This is a genomic window from Pseudomonas sp. CIP-10 (assembly GCF_020911845.1).
GTDB classification, from domain to species: Bacteria; Pseudomonadota; Gammaproteobacteria; order Pseudomonadales; family Pseudomonadaceae; genus Aquipseudomonas; species Aquipseudomonas alloputida.
The window spans coordinates 2,983,568-3,008,255 of sequence record NZ_CP087160.1; the positions used below are offsets into that span (position 1 = coordinate 2,983,568).

At 62.1% G+C, this 24,688-nt stretch carries 24 protein-coding genes; 10 read left to right on the forward strand and 14 right to left on the reverse strand.

What is annotated here, in order from left to right:
• Positions 1 to 25: 25 nt before the first annotated feature.
• The 3 genes from LMH93_RS13535 to LMH93_RS13545 form a co-directional block, all read right to left on the reverse strand.
• A complete protein-coding gene (locus LMH93_RS13535; RefSeq protein WP_004374598.1) occupies positions 26 to 916 on the reverse strand; it encodes a universal stress protein in 891 nt (296 codons plus the stop codon).
• A gap of 161 nt (positions 917 to 1,077) precedes the next feature.
• Complete coding sequence (locus LMH93_RS13540) at positions 1,078 to 3,360, reverse strand: heavy metal translocating P-type ATPase (protein ID WP_230065337.1); 2,283 nt, start codon at positions 3,358 to 3,360, stop codon at positions 1,078 to 1,080.
• A 6-nt stretch (positions 3,361 to 3,366) separates the two neighbouring features.
• Positions 3,367 to 3,621, reverse strand: a complete 255-nt coding sequence (locus LMH93_RS13545; RefSeq protein WP_102885877.1) for an outer membrane lipoprotein OprI — start codon at positions 3,619 to 3,621, stop codon at positions 3,367 to 3,369.
• Positions 3,622 to 3,809: 188 nt separating this feature from the next.
• On the opposite strand from LMH93_RS13545, the gene LMH93_RS13550 reads away from it, so the two are divergent.
• From LMH93_RS13550 to LMH93_RS13560, 3 genes are read left to right on the forward strand one after another with little or no spacing between them, the layout of a single operon-like run.
• Positions 3,810 to 4,457, forward strand: a complete 648-nt coding sequence (locus LMH93_RS13550) for a BON domain-containing protein (protein ID WP_230065338.1) — start codon at positions 3,810 to 3,812, stop codon at positions 4,455 to 4,457.
• 26 nt (positions 4,458 to 4,483) lie between these two features.
• The gene (ftsH, locus tag LMH93_RS13555) at positions 4,484 to 6,325 is read left to right on the forward strand and encodes an ATP-dependent zinc metalloprotease FtsH (RefSeq protein ID WP_230065339.1); all 1,842 of its coding nucleotides are present in this window, start codon (positions 4,484 to 4,486) and stop codon (positions 6,323 to 6,325) included.
• A gap of 27 nt (positions 6,326 to 6,352) precedes the next feature.
• Positions 6,353 to 6,778 (forward strand): potassium channel family protein, encoded by a 426-nt coding sequence (locus LMH93_RS13560; protein WP_004374587.1) that lies wholly within the window; start codon positions 6,353 to 6,355, stop codon positions 6,776 to 6,778.
• Positions 6,779 to 6,785: 7 nt separating this feature from the next.
• Here LMH93_RS13560 and LMH93_RS13565 read toward each other — a convergent pair whose 3' ends face one another.
• Together LMH93_RS13565 and LMH93_RS13570 are read right to left on the reverse strand one after the other, a co-directional pair.
• On the reverse strand, positions 6,786 to 9,161 hold the full coding sequence (locus LMH93_RS13565; protein ID WP_070095421.1) for a phosphoketolase family protein: 2,376 nt from the start codon (positions 9,159 to 9,161) through the stop codon (positions 6,786 to 6,788).
• Positions 9,162 to 9,490: 329 nt separating this feature from the next.
• Positions 9,491 to 10,051 (reverse strand): Hsp20/alpha crystallin family protein, encoded by a 561-nt coding sequence (locus LMH93_RS13570; protein WP_004374581.1) that lies wholly within the window; start codon positions 10,049 to 10,051, stop codon positions 9,491 to 9,493.
• A gap of 190 nt (positions 10,052 to 10,241) precedes the next feature.
• Here LMH93_RS13570 and LMH93_RS13575 point away from each other — a divergent pair, with 190 nt between their 5' ends.
• Complete coding sequence (locus tag LMH93_RS13575; protein WP_019751522.1) at positions 10,242 to 10,976, forward strand: hypothetical protein; 735 nt, start codon at positions 10,242 to 10,244, stop codon at positions 10,974 to 10,976.
• Here LMH93_RS13575 and LMH93_RS13580 read toward each other — a convergent pair.
• Entirely contained in the window at positions 10,945 to 11,676 is a 732-nt protein-coding gene (locus tag LMH93_RS13580) for a cyclic nucleotide-binding domain-containing protein (protein ID WP_230065340.1), read from the reverse strand. The genes LMH93_RS13575 and LMH93_RS13580 overlap by 32 nt on opposite strands.
• Before the next feature lie 224 nt (positions 11,677 to 11,900).
• Here LMH93_RS13580 and LMH93_RS13585 point away from each other — a divergent pair, with 224 nt between their 5' ends.
• Both LMH93_RS13585 and LMH93_RS13590 read left to right on the forward strand, forming a co-directional pair.
• Positions 11,901 to 12,470 carry a GNAT family N-acetyltransferase gene (locus LMH93_RS13585; RefSeq protein ID WP_004374572.1) on the forward strand — a complete coding sequence of 190 codons (570 nt, stop codon included), beginning with the start codon at positions 11,901 to 11,903 and terminating at the stop codon, positions 12,468 to 12,470.
• A 59-nt stretch (positions 12,471 to 12,529) separates the two neighbouring features.
• The gene (locus LMH93_RS13590; protein WP_230065341.1) at positions 12,530 to 13,897 is read left to right on the forward strand and encodes an erythromycin esterase family protein; all 1,368 of its coding nucleotides are present in this window, start codon (positions 12,530 to 12,532) and stop codon (positions 13,895 to 13,897) included.
• 47 nt (positions 13,898 to 13,944) lie between these two features.
• On the opposite strand, the gene LMH93_RS13595 is transcribed toward LMH93_RS13590, so the two are convergent.
• The 4 genes from LMH93_RS13595 to LMH93_RS13610 form a co-directional block, all read right to left on the reverse strand.
• Positions 13,945 to 14,637: a phosphoribosyltransferase gene (locus LMH93_RS13595; protein WP_004374568.1), complete on the reverse strand. Its 693-nt coding sequence runs from the start codon at positions 14,635 to 14,637 to the stop codon at positions 13,945 to 13,947.
• Positions 14,638 to 14,701: 64 nt separating this feature from the next.
• A complete protein-coding gene (locus tag LMH93_RS13600) occupies positions 14,702 to 15,346 on the reverse strand; it encodes a hypothetical protein (RefSeq protein WP_227743097.1) in 645 nt (214 codons plus the stop codon).
• Between the two features lie 20 nt (positions 15,347 to 15,366).
• Positions 15,367 to 16,734, reverse strand: coding sequence for an MBL fold metallo-hydrolase RNA specificity domain-containing protein (locus LMH93_RS13605; RefSeq protein WP_004374564.1), 1,368 nt, complete (start codon positions 16,732 to 16,734; stop codon positions 15,367 to 15,369).
• Positions 16,725 to 17,651: a universal stress protein gene (locus LMH93_RS13610; protein ID WP_004577371.1), complete on the reverse strand. Its 927-nt coding sequence runs from the start codon at positions 17,649 to 17,651 to the stop codon at positions 16,725 to 16,727. Before LMH93_RS13610 ends, LMH93_RS13605 begins: the two co-directional genes overlap by 10 nt.
• A gap of 182 nt (positions 17,652 to 17,833) precedes the next feature.
• On the opposite strand from LMH93_RS13610, the gene LMH93_RS13615 reads away from it, so the two are divergent.
• Complete coding sequence (locus LMH93_RS13615; protein ID WP_004374560.1) at positions 17,834 to 18,382, forward strand: GNAT family N-acetyltransferase; 549 nt, start codon at positions 17,834 to 17,836, stop codon at positions 18,380 to 18,382.
• A gap of 29 nt (positions 18,383 to 18,411) precedes the next feature.
• Here the strand turns inward: LMH93_RS13615 and LMH93_RS13620 are convergent, their stop codons facing one another.
• Positions 18,412 to 19,338 carry a universal stress protein gene (locus LMH93_RS13620; protein ID WP_004577372.1) on the reverse strand — a complete coding sequence of 309 codons (927 nt, stop codon included), beginning with the start codon at positions 19,336 to 19,338 and terminating at the stop codon, positions 18,412 to 18,414.
• Positions 19,339 to 19,877: 539 nt separating this feature from the next.
• On the opposite strand from LMH93_RS13620, the gene fnrC reads away from it, so the two are divergent.
• Positions 19,878 to 20,699, forward strand: a complete 822-nt coding sequence (fnrC, locus tag LMH93_RS13625; protein ID WP_088513174.1) for a Crp/Fnr family transcriptional regulator FnrC — start codon at positions 19,878 to 19,880, stop codon at positions 20,697 to 20,699.
• Positions 20,684 to 21,922: an MgtC/SapB family protein gene (locus LMH93_RS13630; protein WP_070095425.1), complete on the forward strand. Its 1,239-nt coding sequence runs from the start codon at positions 20,684 to 20,686 to the stop codon at positions 21,920 to 21,922. Before fnrC ends, LMH93_RS13630 begins: the two co-directional genes overlap by 16 nt.
• Positions 21,923 to 21,961: 39 nt before the next feature.
• On the opposite strand, the gene paaX is transcribed toward LMH93_RS13630, so the two are convergent.
• From paaX to LMH93_RS13645, 3 genes are all read right to left on the reverse strand, one after another.
• Entirely contained in the window at positions 21,962 to 22,885 is a 924-nt protein-coding gene (gene paaX, locus LMH93_RS13635; protein WP_004374548.1) for a phenylacetic acid degradation operon negative regulatory protein PaaX, read from the reverse strand.
• Positions 22,886 to 22,962: 77 nt separating this feature from the next.
• A complete protein-coding gene (gene paaY / locus LMH93_RS13640) occupies positions 22,963 to 23,562 on the reverse strand; it encodes a phenylacetic acid degradation protein PaaY (RefSeq protein WP_230064251.1) in 600 nt (199 codons plus the stop codon).
• Positions 23,535 to 23,771, reverse strand: coding sequence for a hypothetical protein (locus LMH93_RS13645; RefSeq protein WP_140400497.1), 237 nt, complete (start codon positions 23,769 to 23,771; stop codon positions 23,535 to 23,537). The genes paaY and LMH93_RS13645 overlap by 28 nt, the downstream gene beginning before the upstream one ends.
• A 138-nt stretch (positions 23,772 to 23,909) precedes the next feature.
• Here LMH93_RS13645 and paaF point away from each other — a divergent pair, with 138 nt between their 5' ends.
• Positions 23,910 to 24,683 carry a 2,3-dehydroadipyl-CoA hydratase PaaF gene (gene paaF / locus LMH93_RS13650; protein ID WP_230064252.1) on the forward strand — a complete coding sequence of 258 codons (774 nt, stop codon included), beginning with the start codon at positions 23,910 to 23,912 and terminating at the stop codon, positions 24,681 to 24,683.
• Positions 24,684 to 24,688 lie beyond the last annotated feature (5 nt).

The following is a 24,688-nucleotide window of genomic DNA, read 5'->3' on the forward strand; positions in this document are numbered from 1 at the left end:
CCATGGCGTAGTCATCCGCGCGTTCCTACACCACCAGGATGTTGCACGGTACCTGGTACAACACATGTTCGGTGGTACTGCCGAACAGACGGTCCAGTCCCCGTGCGATGGGCCGCCCCAGGACCAGTACCTCCACCGGCTGTGATTCGACGTATGCGCTGAGCACCGCGACCGGGCGCCCGAGCACGAAATGGCAACGTTGCGGTGGTGCGCCGAAGCGTTCGGCCAGTTTCCTGAAATCATCCTCCAGCGCTTGGCGTAAGGGCTCGGCAATGTCACCAATGGCCCAGGCGGCATACCCCATATCGCCCATGTAGGCCATCGACAGATCGCAGGCGTGCAGCAGGTCCAGTTGCGCGCCTGTCTGCAAGGCCAAAGCACCGGCCTGCTGGACGATGCTGTCATTTCGGGCTTGCCCCTCTGGCGAGGTGTCGGCCACGTCCACCGCCGCCACGATCTGGCGCGGCAACGCCGGCTGGCTGGCACCGAGCAAGTAGACCGGGACCGGGCAGTGGCGCAACAGTTGCCAGTCAAGCGGCGTGAAGAAGGCGCGCTTGAGCGCAGGCTCATGCTCGACCTGCTTGAGCAGCAGGTCCGGTTGCATCTCCAGCACGTGCTGCAGAATGTCATCCTGCAGGTCGTTACTCCAGGCCACCTCGGTCGTCACCTGCACGCCGGAGGCACGCAGTGCGTTTGCCTGGGCTTCCAGCTGTTCATGCTGAGCAAGCCGATAAGCCTCCCGCTCCGCTTGATGCTTACCGGACTCCAGCAGCCAGAGTTTGTCCAATGACTCGAGCAAGGCGACGATGTGCAGGCTGGCCGATGCCGATCTGGCCAGTGCAACAGCCTGCTCCAGGGCGACCGCCTGGTGCAGCATTGGACGCATGATCAGCAACAGCCGTTGATAGTGACTCATGATGGCCTCCAACGGTGGGCCGGCCTGATCACTCAGGTCGCTCGGGTTGCATCGAGACGGGGCTTTTCGGCCGGCAGTGATTGACCGCTGCTGCCAGCATCCGGTCAACGCCGCCCTTGGCGCTTGATTTTTATCAAGCGTGCAAATGCCTGCAGCGGTGTTCAATGTTGGTCAAGGTAACGGTACAACGCCTCCTCCTGGTCGAAATGCAGTTTTGCCAAGGTGTCCAGGCGTATGAGCTGGTGCTGGATTTCGTCGGCGCTCGGGTTGGCGGTGGCCTGGGTGAAATCCTCGCTCATGCGCGTCAGCAAATGGATCAGCCTGAACATTTCCCGGTGGGTATGGCTGAGCGGCGAGAGCGGGTCCTCGCCTCCCATGTAGCGGCTCAACAGGGGGTACAGCTGCTGCTCGTCGTCCCGCTCATGGCGCTCCAGCGAGCCATGCAGGGCGGCGACCAGGCGCCCGAGGTCGGCCCGCGCCTGCTCCGCAGGGCGGCTGGCAAAGTCCCGCGCCATCTGGCTCAGGTCGGTCAACACCCCGTCCAGTTGTCGATGCTCGTCCTGCATGCGCTGCAGGCTCTCGGTCGGCAACCCGTTGTGGCCATCGCCCGCAACCGGGCCGAGGGCGCGAAGGGCGTTGAGGATGATCAACAGGTCGATGCCTTCCTGCAGTACCGCCCCCATCACCGCAGGCAGGTAGCCGGCCGCAGCGAACAGCATGGCCAGCAGCGAGAGGCTCATGCCCACCCACACGCCTTGCCGGGCGATGTGCACGGTGTGCCGGGCGATGTCGAGCGCTTCGATCAGACGATCCAGCCTGTCGACCAGCAAGACCACGCCGGCTGACTGTGCCGAAGCAGTCACGCCGGACGCGCCCATGGCAACCCCGACATCGGCGGCAGCCAGTGCTGGCGCATCATTGATGCCATCCCCGACCATCAGCGTGGGACCTCTTCGGCAACCTTCCTGCACCAAGCGGACCTTGTCCTGCGGTGAGAGGCCAGAGTGAAGCGCATCGATACCCGCTGTCAGTGCGATCATTTGCGCCGTCTGGGGGCGGTCGCCAGTCAGCATGACAATCTGGCCGATGCCGCGGGCTCGAAGCCGGCGCAGGGTCTGAGGGGTTTCCCGACGCACATCGTCGGCGAGCCGCAGCATCGCTTTCAATTCACCGTCCACGGCTACGAAACTGCCACTGCTGGCCAGATAGTCCAGCTGCTGCAAGCACACCTGTGCCCAAGGGCCCGCATCCCTGCCCTGCTGCACGTAAGCCAGCAGCCCCAAGCGCACGGCTTTGCCTTGTACCTGGCCGGCCAACCCTTGGCCTGGCGCCTCCTGCACCTGTTGCGGCGCCGCCAGGCTCAGGCCCCGCGCGAGGGCCGCATCGACAATAGCCCGAGCGATCGGGTGGGTGGATGCCTGGGCCAATGACGCGGCCCACTGCAAGATCTGCAGCGGCGCGCCCTCCCCGTTAAGCTCGATCGATTGCAGCCGAGCATGGCCGCTGGTCAAGGTACCGGTCTTGTCGAGAAAAACCTGGCGGATCCCGGCGAGCGCCTCCAGTACCGCACCATCGCGCACCAGAATGCTACGCCGCGCCGCTCGCGAGATGCCCGACAGCACGGCAATCGGCACCGCCAATATCAGGGGGCAAGGTGTGGCGACCACCAGCACCGCCAGCACGCGTTGCGGGTCGCCACTGGCCCACCAGGCGAGCACGGCGATCAGCAACGTCAGCGGGATGAACGCCAGCGCGTAGCGGTCAGCCAGGCGCACGAAGGGCGCCCGTGACTGGCGTGCCGCCTCGGCCAGCCGCACGATGCCGGCATAGGTGCTTTGTGCCGCAGTCTGCGTGGCCACCAGCACCATCGGCGCGCCGGCGTTGCACACCCCGCTGGCCACCGGCTCGCCGCAATGACGAGTGATGGGTAACGATTCCCCGGTCAGCGCCGCCTCGTCCAGGGTGGCCTGGGGACTCTGCAGGCGCCCGTCCACGGGCACGATTTCACCCAGGCGCACCAGCACGGCCTGCCCTGGCCTGACCTGATCCACCGCAACTTCGCGCAGCCCGTCTTGCTCCTGGATCCAGGCACGTTGCGGCGCTCGATCGATCAGCGCCCGCAATTCGCGGTCGGCATGACGCACGCTGAACGCTTCAAGTGCTCGGCCGGTGGCCAGCATCAGCGCGACCACCGCAGCCACCAGCATGTTCTCCAGGGCCAGGGCGGCGGTGATCGACAGCAAGGCAATCAGGTCGATACCCGCCTCACCCCGGGCCAGGCGCCTGAACATTTCCACCGCCAGGACCCCGGCCATGACCAGGCCGCCAGTTGCCCAGACCAGCCCGGCCCAGGCAGGCCGCTGCGCCGCATAGGCCACGCCGCCAGTCAGCAGGGCCAGGGTGCAGACCACCAGCAGTGCGGGGTCGAGCCATCGACGTGGCATGGCGGGCTACTTGCGTCTGGCCTGCTGGCGCAGTTGCCGCACCTCGTCCTGAGCCTGGGTTGCCCGCCTTAGGGCCTCGTTGGCGGTCTGCTCGACCAGATCGATGCGGTAACACACTTGATCGGCGCGCAACCTTGCGGTGGCGGCGTTGTTCTCCGCTGATTCCAGGCGCGCATCGTATTCCTGGGCGCTCCACGTCGTGCAGCCGGACGCGGTAACCAGCAACAGGCTTGCCCACCCGCAAAGCACATAACGTCGCATGTCGGTACCCTCGTGCATGGCCAGGACACGCTAAGTATCGTTGGCGGCGTGCGCCGCACGCCTGACATTTGTCAACCGCGACCGGCCTGTTCACCCGGTTTGACCTTTATCAATCGCGCTGGGGGGCACAAGGGTAGAAACAAAGACTCAGGGCACCGCCCCTACCCTATCTGCTACCGGAGCCGATCATGAACGACCTTGACCTGCGAGACCTTGTGCTCGAAGAGCTGGAATTCAAACCCGATATCAATGCAGCCAGCATCGGTGTGACGGTGCAGAACGGCGTGGTGACCCTCTCCGGGCACGTCAACAGCTACGCCCAGAAAGTCAGTGCCGAGCGCACGGTCAAGGCCATGAAAGGCGTGCGCGGCCTGGCCGAGGAGATAGAGGTACGCCTGAACAAGCTCGAAGGTACCGCTGACGACACGATTGCCAGCCGTGCCCTGAACATCATCGCCTGGAGCTCGGACGCCAACGTGGAGGGCATCCAGGTCACCGTGCAAAAAGGGGCGGTGACCCTGGAAGGCCAGCTCGATTGGCAATACCAGAAGGAAGTGATCGAACAGGCGGTCTTGCGCCTGTCGGGTGTGGTTGGCGTACACAACCGCATCACCCTCAAAGCCCGGGCCGACGTGGTCGATATCAAGCGCCACATCGAGGACGCACTCAAGCGCAGCGCCGAAATCGAGGCCGGAGGCATCCGCGTCACGGTCGACGGTGGTGTGGTCAAGCTGGAAGGCAAGGTGCACTTGCTGCGCGAGCGAGAAGTGGTCGAGCGTGCGGCCTGGTCGGTGCCCGGCGTCAGCAAAGTCGAAGATTATCTGTTGATCGCCTAGCGCCGCCACGCCGAGGACAGATGGCCATGAACAAGGATAAGCCCTGGACGCTCTACCTCCTGGCAGTTGGCCTGGCAGTGCTCGCTGCCGTGCAGTTCGGCCTGTTCAGCCAGCCGGCCGTGCAAGCCATTCCTTACAGCCAGTTCCTGCAACTACTCGATCAGCAGAAGGTCAGCGACCTGCATATCGAGCACGAGCGGATCCTCGGCAAGCTGCAGGAGCCGATCGATGGCCACTCGGTATTCTCCACCGTTCGCGTCGACCCGGCTCTGAGCGAGCAGCTGGGACGCTCTGGAGTCGCGTTCTCTGGCGTCGTCGAGGACAACACGGTAGCGACCGTGATGGGCGCGTTGATGCCGCTGTTGATGATGCTGGCGCTGTGGTACTTCCTGTTTCATGGCCTGGGGCAGAAACAGGGGTTGGGCGGGTTGATGGGGGTGAGCAAGTCGCGTGCGCGGGTCTATGTCGAACACGACACCCAGGTGACTTTCGCCGACGTGGCCGGTATCGACGACGTCAAGGGCGAGCTGACCGAGATCGTGTCCTTCCTGAAAAACAAGGCGTGGTATGCGCGCCTTGGCGCCCATGTGCCCAAGGGCACGCTGCTGGTAGGCCCACCCGGCACCGGCAAGACCCTGGTCGCCAAGGCCATCGCCGGGGAAGCGGCGGTGCCATTTTTCTCGATCTCCGGCTCGGAGTTCGTGGAGATGTTCGTGGGCGTGGGTGCCGCCCGGGTGCGTGACCTGTTCGACCAGGCCCGCCAAGCGGCGCCTTGCATCATCTTCATCGATGAGCTGGATGCCCTGGGCAAGATGCGCGGCGTCGGCAGCTTTGGCGGCAATGACGAGAAAGAGCAAACCCTCAATCAGTTGCTCGCCGAGCTCGACGGCTTCGACCCACGGGAAGGCGTGGTGCTGTTGGCAGCGACCAATCGCCCGGAAGTGCTGGACCCGGCGCTGCTGCGTGCCGGGCGCTTCGACCGGCAGATTCTCATCGACCGGCCCGACCGCAAGGGCCGCCTGGCGATCCTGAAAGTCCACCTGCACAAGATCATCTACAAGAACGACCTGGACTGCGAGCGGATTGCCGAGATCACCCCGGGCCTGACGGGCGCCGACCTGGCCAACCTGGTCAACGAGGCTGCCATCGTTGCCACCCGGCGGTCCAGCCAGTGGGTCGAGTTGCAGGACTTCACCGCTGCGGTCGAGCGACTGGTGGCGGGCATCGAGCGCAAAGGCAGCGTATTGCGCAGCGACGAGCGCCAGGTGGTGGCGTACCACGAAATGGGCCATGCCCTGGCCGCCAGTAGCCTGCCGGCGATGGACCCGGTGCACAAGGTGTCGATCATTCCCCGCGCCGCGGGTTCACTGGGCTACACCCTGCAACGGCCGACCGATGACCGCTACCTGATCAGCACGCAGATGCTGCGTGACCGCCTTGTCGTGCTGATGGCCGGGCGCGCCGCCGAGCACCTTGTGTTCGGCCAGGTCTCCACGGGGGCCGCCGACGACCTCGGGCGCGCCACCGATATCGCCCGCCAGCTGGTCACCCGCTTCGGCATGAGCCCGGTGCTGGGCCAGGCGGTGCTTGAGCGCCAGCAAGCCGGCTATCTGGGTGACTCGCTGTTGCGTCAGGAGCGCAAGGACTACTCGGAGCAAACTGCGCGCGAGATCGACCTCGCTGTCCGCGGCTTGCTCGAAGAAGCCTATGGCCGCGCCCGGGCTTTGCTGGAGCAGCGCCGCGACGACCTGGATGCAGGCGCGCGTCTGTTGCTGGCCAAGGAGACCATCACCCCCGAAGAATTCCCGGCGTTGCAACCGCAAGCCAATGAGCCCGCCACCTATGTGCTGGTCGATGCCACGAAATGAACCGCCGATCCTGGCCAGGGTACTGCGATGCTCTTTGTCACGCTGATCAATATGCTGGTGGTGATCCTGGTGGTGATCATTCATTACGAATGCCTGCTGCGCCTGAATGACTGGCTACCTCGGCTCAAGCTCTGGAGCCGCTTTCGCATCGTCGCAGGCGTGTTCGGCGCGCTGCTGGCCCATGCCCTGGAGGTGTGGTGTTTTGCCTTGGCCTATTACCTGATGGCCCATGCCCCAGGCTGGGGCACGCTCAGCGGCAATTTCGACGGCAGTTTCCTGGACTGCGTGTATTTTTCCTTCACCACCTACACCACCATAGGCTTCGGCGATATCGCCCCCACTGGCCACCTCAAGTACCTCACCGGCCTGCAGGCGCTGACGGGCCTGGTGCTGATCACCTGGACCGCCTCGTTCCTGTTCCTGGAAATGCAGAAGTACTGGAAGACCAAGTAAGGCGGGCTCAGGCACGCGACGCTGATGTCCAGCGCCATTGCGCAACTTCAGGCATGTCTTCGCCATGTTCGATGAGGTAGAGCTTGTGCTTCTCCATCGTGGCCCAATAGCGGGCGCGGGCCTGTTCGAGCTGGGGCTGCAAACGTGGCACGCGCTCGAACACATCGAGCAGCAGCTGGTAGCGGTCCAGATTGTTGATGACTGCCATGTCGAATGGCGTGGTGGTTGCGCCCTCTTCGCGAAAGCCCCGGACATGAAACCGTTGCGGATTGGCGCGTTTGTAGATCAGGCGGTGGATGAGCGCCGGATAGCCGTGGAAGGCAAAGATGACCGGTCGATCTTCGGTAAACAGCCCGTTGAAATCGCTGTCGGACAGCCCGTGAGGGTGCTGTTGCGACAGTTGCAGCGCCATGAGGTCAACGACATTCACCACCCTCACACGCACGTCTGGAGCCTGCTCTTGCAGCAGTGTAACCGCCGCCAGTACCTCCAGTGTCGGCACATCGCCCGCGCAGGCAAGCACCACCTCGGGCATCTCGTCGTCATGGCAGGCCCAGCCCCAGCGCCCGATACCTGATTGGCAATGCACGGCGGCCGCTTCGCAATCGAGCCATTGCCACTCCATCTGCTTACCGGCAACGATCACATTGATGTACCCACGGCTTCGCAGGCAATGCTCAGCCACCGACAACAGGCAGTTGGCGTCAGGTGGCAGATAGATCCGCGCAAGGTTGGCCTTCTTGTTTGCCAGCAGGTCGAGCAAGCCCGGGTCCTGGTGCGAGAAACCATTATGGTCCTGCCGCCAGACATGCGAAGTCAGGAGGATATTCAATGAGGCGATCGGCTTGCGCCACGGCACCTCGGCAGCTGTCTTGAGCCATTTGGCATGTTGGTTGATCATCGAATCGACGATATGGATGAAAGCTTCGTAACAGGAAAACAGGCCATGGCGGCCCGTCAGCAGGTACCCCTCCAGCCAGCCCTCGCAGATGTGCTCACTGAGGATCTCCATGACCCGCCCCTGTGCCGAAAGGTGTCTATCATCGCTGGCCCGTGCATCCAGCCACACCTTGTCGGTCACCTCAAATACCGCATCCAGACGGTTGGACGCCGTTTCGTCAGGGCCGAACAGGCGGAAATTCTGCGACGCAAGGCTGTTCTTCATGACATCGCGTACATAACCACCCAGCACTCTGGTTGCCTCGGCCCGCACCTGACCAGGGCCCGGCATCGGCACGCAGTAATCGGCGTAGTGCGGCAAATCCAGGGCCCGCAATAAGAGACCGCCGTTGGCATGGGGGTTCGCGCTCATGCGTCGCCGGCCAGTTGGGGTCAACGCGGCCAGTTCAGGCAACAACGTACCCTGTGCGTCAAAAAGCTCATGGGGACGGTAACTTTCCAGCCATTGTTGCAGCTGCATCAGGTGCGGCGGTTTGTCGAGGTCCGCCAACGGCAACTGATGGGACCGCCAGGTGCCCTCTACGCGTTGCCCATCCACGTACCTGGGCCCCGTCCACCCTTTGGGGGTACGAAGAATCAGCACCGGCCACAAGGGCCTGTCGACCACCTGCGGGTCTTCGGCATGCCGCGCGAGGCGCTGGATCTGGCTGATCTTCTCGTAGATCACATCCAGCGTCCTGGCCAACGCGCGATGGACCTCCATCGGCTCGTCACCCTCGACGAAATACGGATCATAGCCATAGCCATACATGAGGCTGGTCAGCTCCTCCTCGCTGATCATCGACAGCACGCTGGGGTTGGCGATCTTGTAACCGTTCAGATGCAAGATGGGCAGCACCGCGCCGTCGCGGGCGGGGTTGAGGAACTTGTTGCAGTGCCAGCTGGCAGCCAGTGGCCCGGTTTCGGCCTCACCATCACCAATGACGCACGCCACGATCAGTTGCGGATTGTCCAGGGCGGCACCATAGGCATGGGCCAGCGAATAGCCCAGTTCGCCCCCTTCGTGAATGGAGCCAGGCACATGGGGGCCGACATGGCTGCCAATGCCATAAGGCCAGGAAAACTGCCGAAAGAGCCGGGCCATTCCAAGTGCGTTGCGCTCGACCGATGGGTTGAGCTCGGTGTAGGTACCGTCGAGGTATGCCTGAGCGACCAGGGCAGGACCGCCGTGGCCAGGCCCCGTGACAAACAGCACATTGAGGCTGTACTGGCGAATCAACCGGTTCAGATGGGTATAGACGAGGTTGAGCCCCGGGGAAGTCCCCCAGTGGCCCAGCAGCCGAGGTTTGACATCGGCCAAGGTCAAGGGCCTGGTCAACAAGGCATTGCCCTGCAGATAGATCTGGCCAACGGTGAGGTAGTTCGCCGCCCGCCAATAGGCGTCAAGGCTTTCGAGCTCTTCAGTACCGGGGAAATCACTCATGCCAGCCTCCTTTCGTCATCGCGCACGGGGCGCTCAAAGGTCTTCGCCGCGAAGATCTTCCTCCCGCCGGCTCTGTTGACGGATCAGCAGTGACAGTTCTTACAGGTGGTCCGACAGCAGGCCCATCAGGTCGTCCGCCGTTGCGATTCCGACCAGCAGACCGAGATCATCGACGACCGGAATGCGTCGGATAGTGGCGCGCCGCGGCATAGATGGAGATACCGGGTGGTGCGGTGACCACGTCCCGTTTGCAGTATTTGCCAATGGACATCATGTGCTACCTCCACAGGCGGAGCCTCCTTGCTCCTTGATGCAGTGAGGATGGGTGATCATTTACCGCTCTTGATCGGAATCACCTTTTCCGGATGGATGGCTTCGGCGCGTTTGGGCAGGTGCACCAGCAGCACGCCCTTGTTGAACTGGGCGTTGATCTTCTCGGCGTCGACTTCACGGGGCAGTTGGAAAACCCGTTCGAAGCTGCCGTAATGGCGCTCGGACAGGTGATATGCCTTGCGTTTTTCGTCCACTTCTTCCTGTTTCTCGCCGCGGATCAACAGGTTGCCATTGACGAGCTTGATCTCGATATCCTTGTCGTCCACGCCAGGCAACTCGGCGCTGATGCGGTACTCCTCGGCAAGCTCGCTGATGTCCATGGCCGGCATGCCGTGGGTGAACAGGTCACGCCGCCAAAAAGGTTCGACATCGAACGGTGTTTGGCTGAACGGCATGCGCATCGGCCGCCGTCCAAAATCCTCGAACAGGCTGTCGATCTGACGGCGTAATTGCTGGAAGGGCCGCCACAACTCCGAAGGTTCGACGCTGGGCGGCGAAGCTTTGGTTGGCTGGGTTGCGACGGGGGTAGCAGGCACTTTCTTGGCAACTTCTGACATGGCGTCCTCCTCGAATGAGTAATGCCTCCCAGGGAGACGCTTCGATCATGCGCCGTGGAGCAGCAGCCCATTTGACCTTTATCAACAACGTGAAGTCCCTGCCGCCCGCTGGTTTGATCCTGATCAAAGTGCCGGATTGCCCACGGTCTAGGCTGATTACAGCAAGTCATCCTTACAGTGCGAGGCAGTCATGGACCGCGAGGGTGCCAGCGTTCGCTTGCTCCAGACATTGCCCGGCCTGGGCATCCAGCAATTCGTGCGCCTGGCCCTTTGCAGCCAGCCATGCGGCGAGGCAATGGCTGGCCAGTACTGCGTGCTCAGTGGTCGTACCGAGTGCTGGCCGTGCAGTTACGTGACCCTACCTGGCGTGGCCGGGCAATTTATCGTCAGCACCCAGAGCGCGCAGCCCGTGGGCCGTGCGGGGGAGCTGCTCGACTATTCCGGGCCGCTTGGCAGCGCTTGGCCGTTGCCCCTGCAAAGCACAAGGTTGCTGGCCATCAGTCGCGCCGACGGCCTGCTGCCGTTGTTGGGTGCGCTGGATGAGATTCGCTGCTGGCTGCCCTGGTTACAATTGCAGCTGTCACATGACGGCATTGCGGCCGAACTGTTGCCAGACGATTGTCGAACCTGGCTGTCGGCACTGTCGCCATTGCCGCGTGACTACAGCAGTGGCTGGTGGCAGACCAGGCATTTGCTGACCACTTTCCGCCCGGACACGGTGTACTGTTGCGCGCCGCCACAGGTGGCGCGCCAAGTGGCACGGTTGTGCTGGCAAACTGGCGTAGCCGCGCAGCGTATCTGGATACGCACAGACCATGTGTCACGCCCGATCTGGGTGGGGCACTCCCTCGAAAGCTGGCCTGTGCAACGCTATGACCGGGTGCTTGCCGCGCTCAAGTGGGCTCCTCCAGGCGGGTCAGGTTGACCAGGCCTTGCATGTCGATGAGCCTGACCTCACGCCCGGCGCACAGCATGAAACCTGCATGGACGAAACGGCTGAACAGTCGGCTGACCGTTTCCTGCGTGAGGTCCAGGTAGTTGGCGATATCACCACGGGACATGGGCAGGTTGAACACATCAGCCTGCAAGCCTCGCGCCTGGTAACGCGCGGACATGCCCAGCAGGAAGATCGCCAACCGCTGTTCGGCACGCCCATGGCAGCAGCGCAGGTGCTCGTCCTTGCCCTGGATCCCCAGGCTGAGCATGTGCAGCAACTGATAGCGCAGCCCTGAAATCTGGCCGGACAGGTCCACCAGTTGGTCCAGCCTGATGGCGCAGACCAGCGAGACTTCCAGGGCAACAGCAAAGCTTCGGTAACAACTGGCACCAATAGCGTCCAGCCCGAGCATTTCCCCCGGCAGGAGAAAGCCGGTCACCCGCTCGGTGCCCTCGGCATCGAGCAGAAAATTCTTGATCGCCCCGGAGCGCAAGGCATACACGTGCTCCATGGGATCATTGGCCTTGAACAGGTACTCACCCCGCTTCAACGGCCGGTTACGGCGGACAATTCGCTCCAGCTTGGCCACTTCGTCGGCACTGAGGCTGGCTGCCAGGCAAAGCCGGCTCAACGAGCACGCAAGGCACTTGACCTGGAGCTTTGCTCCCATTTCCGCAAGGCCTGACATGATGATGCCTCTGCTTTTTTGCAGGCGTGTATCTATTGAAGTTAGCGGTTCCACTAAACGTTAGCGGTCTGTCCGACCAAGGGTCGGACGCTATCCCCGGCTATACCCGCTTTTTTCTATCGGTTTGACAAGTCATGTGGGAAGCAATTGACAACTGTCAAGTCAGCGATGGGCCCGCTGCCGAAACTGAACTTCCTTGTTCATTCGACACAGAGGACATTGCCATGGCGCCCGCCGAGACTTCCCGTGAGCATAAAACGCCTTCGTTCCCAAAACCTTCGGGTGAATACTGGATCGAAGCCCTTGAAAACGGCGTTCACGTATTGATCAGGCCCTTGCAAGCCCAGGACCGAGAACGCGAAAAAGCCTTCATCGAACGGCTGTCGCCCGAATCGCGGCATTTCCGCTTCCTGTGCCAGCTCAGGGAGCCCGGTGAAGCCATGCTCGACCAGCTGATGAAGGTCGACCAGGATCGCCAGGCGGCTTACGTCGCCCTTGCCCACGTGGATGGCGAACTGCAGGAAGTGGGCATTTCCCGCTACGCCACTGCTAGCGGCAAGGACGAGTGCGAGTGTGCCGTTACCGTCATGGACAGCTGGCAGCACCATGGCTTGGGTCGCCTGCTGCTCAAGCACCTGGTCGACCATGCCCGGGCCAAGGGCTTGCGGCAGATGTATTCGGTTGATGCAGCAGCCAACCAAGCGATGCGCGAGCTGGCCAAAGCGGCGGGGTTCACCACCGTCGCTGACCCGGATGATCCCAGCCAGGTCATCCACCGGCTCTCCCTGATCTGAACCCTGGGCCGTCGCACTGACGGGTCAATGCGCGGCGGCCCGATTACGGGAGGCTCTCCATGAGCGGCCCTTCGAAGACATTGATGGAAAAACTCTACGGCAAGCAGTATCAGGTCGACACTGCCGATATTGCCCCGGTGCTTCATCAGTACGCCGAACCTTTGCCGGACCTGGATACGCCGGCATTCGCAGCGCTGTTCGACCGCTATGCTGACGCGCGCGTCATCCTGCTGGGCGAGGCAAGCCACGGCAGCAGTGAGTTCTATCGCGCCCGCGCGGCGATCACCCGGCGCCTGATCGAACAGCATGGTTTCAACATCGTTGCCGTCGAGGCTGACTGGCCGGATGCCGGGCATGTCGATCAGTACGTCCGAGGCTTGGCGCACTCGGCGTGGAAACGCCATATTTTCAGCCGTTTTCCTACCTGGATGTGGCGTAATAGCGAAGTCAAAGCCTTCGCCCAATGGCTTCACGGGCACAACCGCCTGCTGCCCACCGACCACCGCGTGGAATTCCGCGGCCTGGATGTCTACAGCCTGCGCAATTCCATCCATGAAGTCCTGGCCTATCTGGACCGGGTCGATCCGCATCTGGCCCATGAAGCCCGCCGCCGTTACGGTTGCCTGACGCCGTGGCAGGACGACCCCGCGCTGTACGGGCACTTTGTCGAGCGCGGTGGCGTCATGCCTTGTGAGCAACCGGTGATCCAGCAGTTGAATGTCATGCTCGCCGAGCAACTGTCAGGGCTTGTCCGCAATGATGAAGCCTTCTTCAACGCAACGCAGAACGCCCGTGTAATCATCGCTGCGGAACAGTACTACCGCGCCATTTACCGAGGTTCGACGGCTTCCTGGAATCTGCGCGACCGGCACATGTTCGATACCTTGCGCGCACTGCTGGAACACCGTGGTCCCCACGCCAAGGCCGTGGTCTGGGCACACAATTCACACATCGGCAATGCCGGAGCCACGGAAATGGGCTGGAAAGGCCAGTTCACCATCGGCCAGCTTTGCCGCAGCGCTTTCGGGCACGACGCGGTGCTGATCGGCATGGCCACCGACCGCGGCCAGGTGGCCGCCGCCAATGACTGGGACGGCGACATGCAGATCAAGGAAATCCGTCCTTCGCGCAGCGACAGCTGGGAGCACCAGTTCCGCCTCGCAGGCGTGCCAGCCAGCCTGAGCGACTGGCGCGACCCACAGCGCAAGGCGTTGCGCCATGTGTTGTCCACGGCGCTACTCGAACGCGCCATCGGCGTCATCTATCGCCCCGAGAGCGAACGGCTGAGCCACTACTTCGAGGCGGTGCTGGCCGAGCAGTTCGATGCGCTGCTCTGGTTCGAACAGACCCAGCCAGTGACTGCCCTGCCCTTGCCGAAACAACAGCACCTTGAGCCTGAGGACGAAACCTATCCATTTGGTGTATGAGCCTCGGCGAAGCTCTATCAGTCTGCGTGCGGATTTCAACCCTGCGCTCAGTCATGGGGGGCACTCCGGCAAAGTGCTTGCTGATCAGCTTGCCCCATGAGCGTCATGACTTCCTCGTCCGACGTCTGCGGGAAATCCTGGTACCAATAGCCAACCGAGACCATCCGCTCAGGCACACGCGGGCACACCAGCTCATCCACTTCACCGTACAGCGCTTCGAGCGTTTCTGGCGGTGCGACCGGGACGGCGACGACGATTCGCGCCGGTGACTGGGCTCGTGCAGCCTGTATCGCCGCCCTCATCGTGGCACCGGTCGCCAGGCCGTCATCAACGAGAATCACCACCTGATCCTTGAGTTGCTGGGCTGGCCGCCCTCCCCGGTAAGCCCGCTCGCGCCGCGCCAGTTCCTCGGTTTCCCTGGCAACCACGGCGTCGAACACCGCGCGATCTACCGGATAGGCCCGCAACATGTCGTCATTGAGGAAGGTTACTCCGCCGCTGGCTATCGCCCCCATGGCGAACTCGGGTTGAAACGGCATACCGAGCTTGCGCACCATCAGCAGGTCCAGGCGAACGTTAAGGGCAGTCGCGACTTCATAGGCCACCGGAACACCACCACGCGGCAGTGCGAGCACGATCACGTCGGGCCTGCCGGCATACCGGGCCAGTGGCTCTACCAGGCAACGTCCAGCCTGGGTACGGTCGACAAACACAGTTGGCAAGGCAAGATCATGGGACATGAACACCTCCCGCGCCGCGATGGGCGCCGGTCGTTTCAGCTGCCGATGGGAGCCGTTGATGGCTTCAAGGCGTGGCTGCACGCCCCACCTCGGGCAACAGGTCGAACTGCGCGAGGCAACGCTGCTCATCAGCGGGAGTCAGCGCCTTCAGGCCGCTCACTTCCTGCATGGGCGTTTCGAACAGGGCCAGGCGCAGCACCCCATTGCGCTCCAGAAAGGTCTGTGCCAGGCACGTGCACACGGGTTTGCCGACCAGCGCAGCAAGCTTGTCATCCTCAGGCACCTCCACCTGGGCCTGCAGGTTGGCCGTGCAATTCTCCACGATCTGCGCCACAGAGCGCCCCGCCAGCCACACGGTGCCAGCACCGAGTAGGACCAGGAGCAGCAACACGCTTATCAACGTGTTCGATTCCCGGGTGATTGAACGCAGCAACGCCAGCCTGGCCTGCCAACCCGTCTGCTGGCCATTGAAAATGGCCTTGCCGACCGTGCGCTTGACGCCCCGCTGCACCGCCCACCCCAGCGCGACACTCAACGCCAGCAGGCCAAGGAGTACCGCCGGATCACGCATGGGCATGCGCCAGCTAGCGCTTAAGGCGCGATAGACGGACGCGGCGACGAGTAAAGCGACGATGGTCACGATCCAACCCAGGCTGCCCCTGGGCCTGTGCAACCAGGCCCGCAGTTTCGCCCTTGCTTGTGTACTCATGATTCACCTCCCGCGCCCGGCTAGCGCACAGGGTCGATGGCAACCGTTTCCTGATACTCAGGCACGCACACCTGCCAGCCGAGTTCGAGGCTGATTCGCCGCCGTAAGGTGTCGGCAGCGTGTGGCTCACCATGAATGACATAGGTCTGGCGGGGTGGCCGGGTGAACCCGCGCAACCATTCCATGATTTCATCGGCATCGGCGTGCGCAGAAAGATTCTCCATCGCATGCACCTGTGCACGGATGGGCACATCCTCGCCGTGCAACCGCACACTGTGGGCGCCCGCGACGATATCGGCACCCCGCGTACCCCCTGCTTGAAAGCCCGAGAACAGAATGCTGTTGCGCGGGTTGGGTGCCAGCGCCTTCAGGTGGTGAAGCACCCGCCCGCCGGTCGCCATGCCACTGGCGGCGATGATCACTGCGGGCTCGCGCAACTGGTCCAGGTGCCTGGACTCATCGACCGTCCGGACGATGTGCGTGCCTCTGCACATGGCGGCGCACTCGGCTGCGGTCAGCCGATGTTCACTGCGGTACTGCTGGTACAAGGCGGTGGCGTCGGTGGCCATCGGGCTGTTCAGGTAGACCGGGACATCAGGGATCAACCGGTCGCGCTTGAGCGTGTACAGGTAATACATGAGCAGTTGGGCGCGGCCGACGGCGAACGAGGGTACCAGGGTAATGCCATGGCGCAGGAGCGTTTCGTTGATGACCTTGGCCAGGTACTGCTCGGTCGATTCGGCGGGATGCTGGCGGTCCCCATAGGTAGACTCGATCAACAGCACGTCCGCCGTCCTGACCAGCTCAGGCGCACGCATGATCGGATCCTGAGGGCGGCCGAGGTCACCCGAAAACAGCACGGTCTGCCCTTCGGCGCTGATCTGGACCGTGGCTGCCCCCAGAATATGTCCGGCGGTACGCAACAGTAACTCCATGCCCTCGGCGATCATGGTCACCTGATGTAACGCCACGGGCCGAAACAGTGCCAGGGCACGTTTGGCATCCTGCTCGGTATAGAGCGGTTGCGCCGGCGCATGCTTGGAGTAACCGTGGCGATTGGCATGTTCGGCCTGCTCTTCCTGCAGCCGTGCACTGTCGAGCAGGAGGATTTCCGCCAAGGCGCACGTCGCCGGCGTGGCGTAGATCGGCCCGCGGTAGCCTTCCCGAACCAGCACCGGTAGATAACCACTGTGGTCAAGGTGGGCGTGGGTCAGCACCACCGCATCAAGCGCCCGCAGCGCCGGGGGCAGTGGCTGCCAGTTGCGCAGGCGCAGTTGCTTGAAACCCTGGAAGAGTCCGCAGTCGACCAATACCCGCGTGCTGTCACGGGTCAACAGGAATTTGCTGCCGGTCACGGTGCCGGTGCCACCAAGAAATGTCAGTTGCATGGCCAAGGCTCCCAACTTTCGGCTATTTGGGGATGAACGGCGAGCACGCTGCACGGTGGGCGGCTGACGATACGCTCGGTGGTGTCTCCCAACAGTTTGTCCAGGCCTTTGGGCTGCACCACGCCCATCACCACCGCGTCGATGTCCAGGGCTGCGACCTGTTCACGGATCACCTGTACCGGGCCGCCTTCCATGAAATGTCGGCGGTCAGGCGCGACGCCTTCGGCATCGGCCAGCGCTTCGAAAGGTTCCTGCAGTGCCTCGCGCATCTCGTCGATCCACGCCTGCGTGACATTCATGTCCGAGGCAAATACCCCTGCCAGGTTGTAGGCCGATAGCAGATGCAGGTGCGCGTCGCACTGCAACGCCAGCGCCTGGGCAGCACGAACCAGACCACGATTGAAGCACGCCTGAACGGCAGGCGTCTCACTGAACGCCGTATCCACTGCGACCAGCACACGCCGCGGCAATGAGATGGCCCCCGCCGGCACGAAATGGCTGACGCCTTTGAAACCTCGCATCAGCGCACAATCCAGTGGGGTGCCGAACACGCGCACCAGGGCCGACGCGGCTTCGCTGTCCTTGATGACCATATCGGGCTGCAGTTCACTGATGTAATCGATCGCCTGGCTGCGGATATCCTCCGCATTCAGGCTGTCGACCGTCAGCGTTATACCGCTGCCGCGATGCCGCTCGACCAATCCCGTCAACTGAGCGCGATAGTGTTCGTACTGGCGCTTGATATCGGCCTCGTTCAGCCGCTCTTCGCGCAGAAGGTGCTCCTCGCTTGGCTCGAACAAGCCCAGTACATGCACGCTGGCGCCGCTGACATGCGCCAAGGCAAGGGCTCTGCGCAAAGCGGCGGAATGCGGTTCTACCTCGGTCAGCAGCACCAGCAATTGTCGATATTGCCCCATGGTGAACCTCCGCGCTTTCGTGAGTGGGTGTGATGCTGACGATATTCCGCGCACAGGACCGCTGCTGCTTGATGCAGATCAGAAAACCGCTACCCAGGCTGAACTTGATGATTGTCAGAACCGAAACGGCCCGCCACGTTAAAACGGCTGCACCAGGTACTGATCAAGCAACGGGAGGCGTCATGAACGGGCAGCAAACAGCACAGCCACAGACCTGCGAACACTGGGTCGAAAACCTCGAGGACGGTTCGGCGGTGCTGATCCGCCCACTGCGCGAAGAAGACCGCGAACGGGACAAGCGTTTTCTGAGCACCATCGCTTATGAATCACGGCGTTTTCGTTTCATTGCCGGGCTCAGCGGCGGCTTGCCTAGCTTGGACACGCAAGACATGCCCGTGGACTATCACCAACGCATGGCCTATGTCGCCTTGGTTCATGTGGACGGTCAATTGCAACAAATCGGCGTCAGCCGCTATGCAGGCATACCTGGCAGTCAGCGGTGCGAATGTGCAGTGGCGGTCAGCGAAGACTGGCAGCGCAAGGGGTTGGGCAAGCGCCTGATGCAACACCTGATTGAAGCCGCACGACGCAATGGCTTTCAGTGCATGGTCTCCAGGGATCTGGCCAGCAACTATGCCATGCACCGGCTGGTCAAGGCACTGGGCTTCACCTCACGCTACCCTGGCGGCGATGTGAGCGAGATCCTGCACGAACTTGACCTGCGGCCTTGAAAAAACAAGGCCCTTGCGGGCCTTGTGCTTCAGCCTTTGGAGCGCTCTGGAGAAATCACCAGCACACTGCTGGACAACCGATGCAAAACGCGCTCGGCAGTACTGCCGATGAACCAGCCGATGCCATGGTGGTGATAGCTGCCCATGACCAGCACGTCGATATCATTGTTATCCATGAACATGGCCAGCGCCTTTGCCGGGTCGCCGATACGCATATGGCGGTGTTCGACGGCGATCCCGTTGCGTTCGGCAAGCTCTTGGAAGGCAGCGCTCTGAACGTCATGCAAGGTCTGGGCACGGTTCGAATCGAACAGGAACGAATGTTCCCGGCTGCCGCCGGCGTCCAGGTACATGGAACCCAGGTCGTAGGTGTACAGCAATTCGATCTGGGCATTGCACTGCAAGGTCAGCTTCAGCGCTTCGCTGATGATCTGGTCGTTGAAACCTTCAAACTGATCCTCAGGCCTGGACAGGTCCACCGCCGCCAGAATCCTGCGTGGCAACGCATGGCTCGCCTTGTGTACCAAGTGCAAGGGTATTCGCGTTTCGCGCAGCAGCTGGATATCCAGCGAGGTGAACATTGCGCGCATCCACCAAGGCTCATGCTCGAGCTCTTTGATCAGCATGGCAAACGGTTGCTCACGCAAGTGAATCAGGATCTCATTCAAGGGCTGCTGCACCCACACCACCTCGGTTGTGACGGTGACACCATTGCGCCGCATCGGCAACGCCTGGGTTTCCAGCCATGCCCGGTGCTGCTGCACGTAACCCTCGCGCATGACTGCGAGCGCTTGATCATTCACCAAGCCCGCCGTGGCAAGCCCTTCCACGTAGTCGAAAGCGACGATGTGCAGCGCCATCCCTTTGGCCTTGGCCAGCGCAGCGGCCCGGTCATAGGCCGGGGTTCGGCGCATCAGGGGAGAGGCGATCAGCAGCAGTCTTTGCGGAGTTTCCATGGCACACCTCTGAGGTTGCAATACGTAGGTAAAGCATCTGCCACCTACGTGTTGCGAACTTGATGTTTATCAACTGGAGACACCTACCGACCAGTGGCATTGCCCATGGCGCAAGAACTTGACGCGGATCAATACCTCGGGACTTCGCCGGCGCACCCTGTACCCAGATCACAGCCACTTCAGGCCCCGCAGGCGTGCCATGGCGACACCGCCCTGAGTTTCACCTGCACTGCCGGCAGGGACGCCTTCATTCTGCATTGTCTACCGATACATGCTTTGGAGGCCCTGATGAACGTTTACGTGGAGAAGAACACAGAGCAGGGACGCTGTTGGGTACACATGGATGACTGGCGGGTGGCTTTCAGTACGGCTGCCGAAGCCGAGCGGTTTGTCGAACGGCTTACAAGCCGCCTCAATGCCCCCCACTCGCGTGACATGCTTGCTGATTGGTCGCCCCATGCCGGGGTGACCGTGGGGCTCGGTGCGCGTCATGGCGCAGGGGCCCAAAGCGGCCTCCAAAATGCGAAGGAGGCCTGAAAATGCCTGGCCAGCTGAAGGTCACCCTGCTTGACTCACCCAACGCATTGTCCAAGGCAAACCCTATTCACCTGAAACCGCTGGTGAACCACTGCATGGATTGCCGGGTCAGCGGCCTGTGCCTCCCCACGGGTCTGCCGGTTGACGACAACAGCTGCCTGGGCGCGTTGATAGGCCCACGCATGCGCATTCGCAAGGGTGCCGCGCTGTTCAATGCCAACGATCCGCTGACCATGCTCTATGCCGTACGTTGCGGCAGTTTCAAGACCAGCCTGAACACCGCCGAGGGGCAAGGCGTGGTGATCAACTTCTGGATGCCGGGCGATGTACTCGGCCTCGATGCCATTGCCACAGAGCACCATGTCTGTGACGCCATTGCCCTGGAAGACAGCGAAGTCTGCCCCGTCCCCTATCGTCGCTTGCAAACCCTGGCGCGTGAGTTTCCGGAGCTGCAGCAGAGCCTTAATCGCTTGATGAGCCGGGAGATCGTGCGTGAGCACGGGCGCGTGCTGATGCTGTGCAACCTGACAGCAGAACAGCGGCTGGCCAGCTTCCTGGTGGGGCTCTCCAGGCGTTTCGTCAGCCGCGGTTACTCTGCCCATGGCTTCATGTTGCGCATGTCTCGTGAAGACATGGCTTCGTACCTGGGGTTACGCCTGGAAACCGTGTGCCGATCCGTCGCCCGTCTGCGTGCGCTGGGTATCGTCGACCTGCATGGCAGGTTGGTAGAAATTCTCGATATGCCTGCGCTCATGGCACTGGAACAAGGTGGCGGGGAATGTGAGGTCAAGGTCCCGCTAAAGGCACCATGCTCGACGCCTTGAATGTTGGCCACGGCGCTGTGGCGCTGGGTATCGGCATGCTGGTGGGGCTGGAGCGCGAGCGTAAGAAGGGGCGTAACGAAGACCACGCGGCCGCCGGGCTCAGGACCTTCGCCATCACTGCATTGCTGGGCTACGTCAGCATGTTGCTGGCAGGTGCGGTGCTGGTCGCGGTGGCGAGTCTGGGCCTAGTGCTGATGCTCTGCATGCACTACCGCAGACATGCCGATAAAGACCCTGAAGTGACCAGTGAAATTGCCCTGCTGCTGGTGCTGACACTCGGAGCGCTTAGCCTTCATGAGCCTGAGCTCGCCGCAGCGGTGGGCGTGGTGCTCACCGTGCTGTTGGCGCTGCGACGCGAACTGCATCATTTCGTGCTGCAACAATTGAGCGAGGAAGAGCTGCGCGATGGCCTGATGTTGTCCACGGTGGCCTTGGTGGTACTGCCGCTGACACCGGACCAGTTTCTAGGTCCCTACAACATACTCAACCCGCGCACGATTTGTAACCTGGTGGTCTTGCTGATGGCCGTGGGTGCTTTAGGACACATCGTCATGCGCCTGATGGGACCTCGCTATGGCCTGCCCTTGAGCGCGATCGCATCGGGCTTTGCCTCAAGTTCTGCCACCATTGCCCTGCTTGCACACCGCGTCAGACAGCAAGGCGCTGCCGCCAGGCCATTTGCCGGCGCTGCCGTATTGTCCAATCTCGCCAGCATCACCCAATTTGCACTGGTGCTGAGCATCGTCGACCGTCGCTTGCTCGACCCTTTCTGGTCATCAATCGCGCTGGGGGCACTGGTCACACTCGTGTATGGCGTGCTTCTGCTAGCCCCTTGGCGTGCTGCTCATGGAGGATCCGCCACACATCCGGGCGATGGCGCGTTCAGTCTCTGGACAGCACTGGCGATCACCGCTGCGATAACCGGCATCGCCTTGTTCTCGGCATTTCTGCTTCAGCTTCTGGGCTCCAATGGCGTCAAACTCGCGGCTTTCGTCGGCGGCCTGGCCGATGCTCATGCGGCCACGGCCTCGATCGCCTCGTTGGTCGCTGCCGGACGAATCAGTGCGAATGAAATCGTCATACCGGGCTTGCTCGCATTGACGGGGAACACATTAAGCAAATGTGTTCTGGCCTTGAGCAACGGAGGTTTCAGCTTTTCGCGATACCTCATTCCAGGGCAACTGCTCATCCTGGGGGCAATGTGGTTGGGGTTGCTCCTATAGGGACACAAGAACTGCCTGCTGGTAGTAGGTGACTTACCCTCAAGCCAACCCGCCAAAACGTTTGTAGAAACTCTCGCTCACATCCGGCAATGGGCCATCTGCTGTTTCCAGTGCTGCATTCAACCATTCTTCGGCTTTGGCAAACACCAGTCGGTAGAGGTTACGGCACAACTGCCGCGCAGCCCTTCCCTCCCAGTCCCCTGGCAGCAGTTCGTCAGGCAGTTGCGGGTCGCGCAGCAGCAGGCGGCGGTACTCGTGAATCAGCAGCGTGCGTGCCAGGAAGCAATCTTGAGCATCCAGCAACGGCTGCTCTTTCAAACCTTGCCACAGCGGCCTGAACAGCTGGATAAACTCACTGTATTGCTGCCCCAGTTCGTCGATACGCCAGCTTTCCCGCACCTGGGCGCGCATCGCCTTGGACGCGAGCACCTCCTGGGTGTGGGTGTCGAAGACGATACTGTCGTCGCCGGCCTCAAGGTCACGCAACGTGGCCACCAGGTCGGCACGGTCTGCCCGTGGGCAACCTAGCAGGTTCGGCGCCATGACACCAAACCCCTGCCACTCCAGCTCTTCACGCACGGCCTTGCGTTTACCCGCCTCGAGTTGCGACAGCAACACCAGCGTCCAGGCCCCGTCCCAGGCTGGCTGGCTTGGGCTATAGACGCGCTTGAAAGCTTTTTCGAAACGCCGACGGCCAGTGCCTGTCAGGCTGTAATAACTGCGTCGACCCACCTTTTCTGCAGTGAGCCAACCTTCTTTGGTCAGGCGAAAGATCGACGTGCGAATCAGCCGTTCATTGATGCCGATCGGTTCCAGCAGGTTGATCAGGCTACCGAGCCAGACTGTACCGCCGTGCGGCTCGATGGCATCGCCGTACAACGTGATGATCAGGGAACTGGCGCGGATCGGCGTCTGTTCCTGAAAGCGGGTGATCAAGTGGTTCAGTGGGGCAAGAGTGCTCATGGGCGAACTGTGCGCGGATAAAGCACCGACTATACCTGTGCGGTGGGCCGCCTGGCCATTGCGTGTCGCTGCCAGGCTCATGCGCTCGCCTGGCCCTTGGGCCTGACCCCGGTGTCTTCCATGCGCGGGCGTCCCGGCTCTGCCTCGGCCAGCGGCGGGCATTCGACCATGCTGTTCATGCAGCGCTGCGCCAGGTGCTGGTACTCCGCCGTCCCGCGCTGTTTCCAGGCCAGCTCCTGATCGGTCAGTGGGCGTTTGACCTGGGCTGGCGACCCCATCACCAGGCTCTGCGCCGCGCATTCGAAGCCTGCCTTGACGAAGGCAGTGGCCGCGACAATGCAACGTGGTGCTACATGGGCGCCATCCATCACCACGGCGTTCACGCCGACCAACGCGTCTTCGCCCACTCGGCAGCCGTGCAGCACGGCGCCATGGCCGATGTGCCCGTTACGCTCTACTACGGTGTCGCCCCCCGGGAAACCGTGCATCACGCAGGTGTCCTGCAAGTTGGCGCCCTCCTCCAGCACGATGCGGCCGAAATCGCCCCTGAGCGATGCCAGTGGGCCGATGTAGCAGCGGGGTCCAACGATGACGTCGCCGATCAGGACTGCACTGGGGTGCACGTAGGCTGTCGGGTGAACCACGGGCGTCAGGCCGTCCAGTCGATAGCAAGGCATGGCATCACTCCTGAAATGATTTGAAATTTCTTTCGATCTTGTATCAGAAGCTGTTTGGTCGTCAATCGTGTATCACTTGTGTTGATTTGATTCTGCCAGGCAAAAACCAGCGTTAAATACCAGAAAATAACCAGATGAACCGATTCTTCTGCAGGCATTGCTCTGCGGCTTTGGCCGCTGGAAAATAAAAAAGAGATACGCGAATACATTTTTAAACTTGCTTTGATGTATCACATAGAGCATATACTGACCTCACCTGGTCGTGATCCCGCATTACGCCCCTGCAAACAATTCCAAAAAAATGCCGGCCACGCGATGTGCCGTGCGTGCAGCCAGAGGAACCCGACATGCCGCGATATATCGATGTGCAGGCGCCCGAACACGGCGTTCAGCTCATTACCCTGCAACGGCCCGAGGCCTTGAATGCCCTGTGCACCGAGCTACTGGCAGAACTGGCTGCTGCGCTGCAGGCTGCCGGGGACGACGAGCATGTCCGGGCCACAGTGATTACCGGCAGTGCCAAAGCATTCGCCGCAGGCGCCGACATCCGCGAGATGGCTGATCGCGACCTGGTCGGCATCCTCAATGACCCGCGCGTAGCGCATTGGCAAAGCATCACCGCATTCGCCAAACCGCTGATTGCCGCAGTCAACGGCTATGCCCTGGGTGGCGGCTGTGAACTGGCAATGTGCGCCGACATCGTCATCGCCGGTACCGACGCCCGTTTCGGCCAGCCGGAAATCAACCTTGGCATCATCCCCGGTGCTGGCGGCACCCAGCGCCTGTTGCGTGCCGTCGGTAAGCCGTTGGCCATGCAGATGGTACTGACGGGGGAAGCCATCACTGCCCACCGCGCCCAGCAGGCCGGCCTGGTCAGCGAAATCACCCAGCCCGAACTCACCGTAGAACGCGCCATGCAGGTTGCCCGCAGCATCGCCGCCAAAGCGCCGCTGGCCGTGCGCCTGGCCAAGGAGGCGTTACTGAAGGCCGGTGATACCGACCTGGCCAGCGGCCTGCGCTTCGAGCGCCATGCCTTCACCCTGCTGGCGGGCACCGCCGACCGCGATGAAGGCATCCGCGCCTTCCAGGAAAAGCGCCAAGCCCATTTCCAGGGGCGCTGATCATC

Bases quoted from the DNA above. Each gene is read 5' to 3' on its own strand.
- LMH93_RS13535 (WP_004374598.1), bottom strand. From the start codon at position 916: ATGAGTCACTATCAACGGCTGTTGCTGATCATGCGTCCAATGCTGCAC.
- LMH93_RS13540 (WP_230065337.1), bottom strand. From the start codon at position 3,360: ATGCCACGTCGATGGCTCGACCCCGCACTGCTGGTGGTCTGCACCCTG.
- LMH93_RS13545 (WP_102885877.1), bottom strand. From the start codon at position 3,621: ATGCGACGTTATGTGCTTTGCGGGTGGGCAAGCCTGTTGCTGGTTACC.
- LMH93_RS13550 (WP_230065338.1), top strand. From the start codon at position 3,810: ATGAACGACCTTGACCTGCGAGACCTTGTGCTCGAAGAGCTGGAATTC.
- ftsH (WP_230065339.1), top strand. From the start codon at position 4,484: ATGAACAAGGATAAGCCCTGGACGCTCTACCTCCTGGCAGTTGGCCTG.
- LMH93_RS13560 (WP_004374587.1), top strand. From the start codon at position 6,353: ATGCTCTTTGTCACGCTGATCAATATGCTGGTGGTGATCCTGGTGGTG.
- LMH93_RS13565 (WP_070095421.1), bottom strand. From the start codon at position 9,161: ATGAGTGATTTCCCCGGTACTGAAGAGCTCGAAAGCCTTGACGCCTAT.
- LMH93_RS13570 (WP_004374581.1), bottom strand. From the start codon at position 10,051: ATGTCAGAAGTTGCCAAGAAAGTGCCTGCTACCCCCGTCGCAACCCAG.
- LMH93_RS13575 (WP_019751522.1), top strand. From the start codon at position 10,242: ATGGACCGCGAGGGTGCCAGCGTTCGCTTGCTCCAGACATTGCCCGGC.
- LMH93_RS13580 (WP_230065340.1), bottom strand. From the start codon at position 11,676: ATGTCAGGCCTTGCGGAAATGGGAGCAAAGCTCCAGGTCAAGTGCCTT.
- LMH93_RS13585 (WP_004374572.1), top strand. From the start codon at position 11,901: ATGGCGCCCGCCGAGACTTCCCGTGAGCATAAAACGCCTTCGTTCCCA.
- LMH93_RS13590 (WP_230065341.1), top strand. From the start codon at position 12,530: ATGAGCGGCCCTTCGAAGACATTGATGGAAAAACTCTACGGCAAGCAG.
- LMH93_RS13595 (WP_004374568.1), bottom strand. From the start codon at position 14,637: ATGTCCCATGATCTTGCCTTGCCAACTGTGTTTGTCGACCGTACCCAG.
- LMH93_RS13600 (WP_227743097.1), bottom strand. From the start codon at position 15,346: ATGAGTACACAAGCAAGGGCGAAACTGCGGGCCTGGTTGCACAGGCCC.
- LMH93_RS13605 (WP_004374564.1), bottom strand. From the start codon at position 16,734: ATGCAACTGACATTTCTTGGTGGCACCGGCACCGTGACCGGCAGCAAA.
- LMH93_RS13610 (WP_004577371.1), bottom strand. From the start codon at position 17,651: ATGGGGCAATATCGACAATTGCTGGTGCTGCTGACCGAGGTAGAACCG.
- LMH93_RS13615 (WP_004374560.1), top strand. From the start codon at position 17,834: ATGAACGGGCAGCAAACAGCACAGCCACAGACCTGCGAACACTGGGTC.
- LMH93_RS13620 (WP_004577372.1), bottom strand. From the start codon at position 19,338: ATGGAAACTCCGCAAAGACTGCTGCTGATCGCCTCTCCCCTGATGCGC.
- fnrC (WP_088513174.1), top strand. From the start codon at position 19,878: ATGCCTGGCCAGCTGAAGGTCACCCTGCTTGACTCACCCAACGCATTG.
- LMH93_RS13630 (WP_070095425.1), top strand. From the start codon at position 20,684: ATGCTCGACGCCTTGAATGTTGGCCACGGCGCTGTGGCGCTGGGTATC.
- paaX (WP_004374548.1), bottom strand. From the start codon at position 22,885: ATGAGCACTCTTGCCCCACTGAACCACTTGATCACCCGCTTTCAGGAA.
- paaY (WP_230064251.1), bottom strand. From the start codon at position 23,562: ATGCCTTGCTATCGACTGGACGGCCTGACGCCCGTGGTTCACCCGACA.
- LMH93_RS13645 (WP_140400497.1), bottom strand. From the start codon at position 23,771: ATGTATTCGCGTATCTCTTTTTTATTTTCCAGCGGCCAAAGCCGCAGA.
- paaF (WP_230064252.1), top strand. From the start codon at position 23,910: ATGCCGCGATATATCGATGTGCAGGCGCCCGAACACGGCGTTCAGCTC.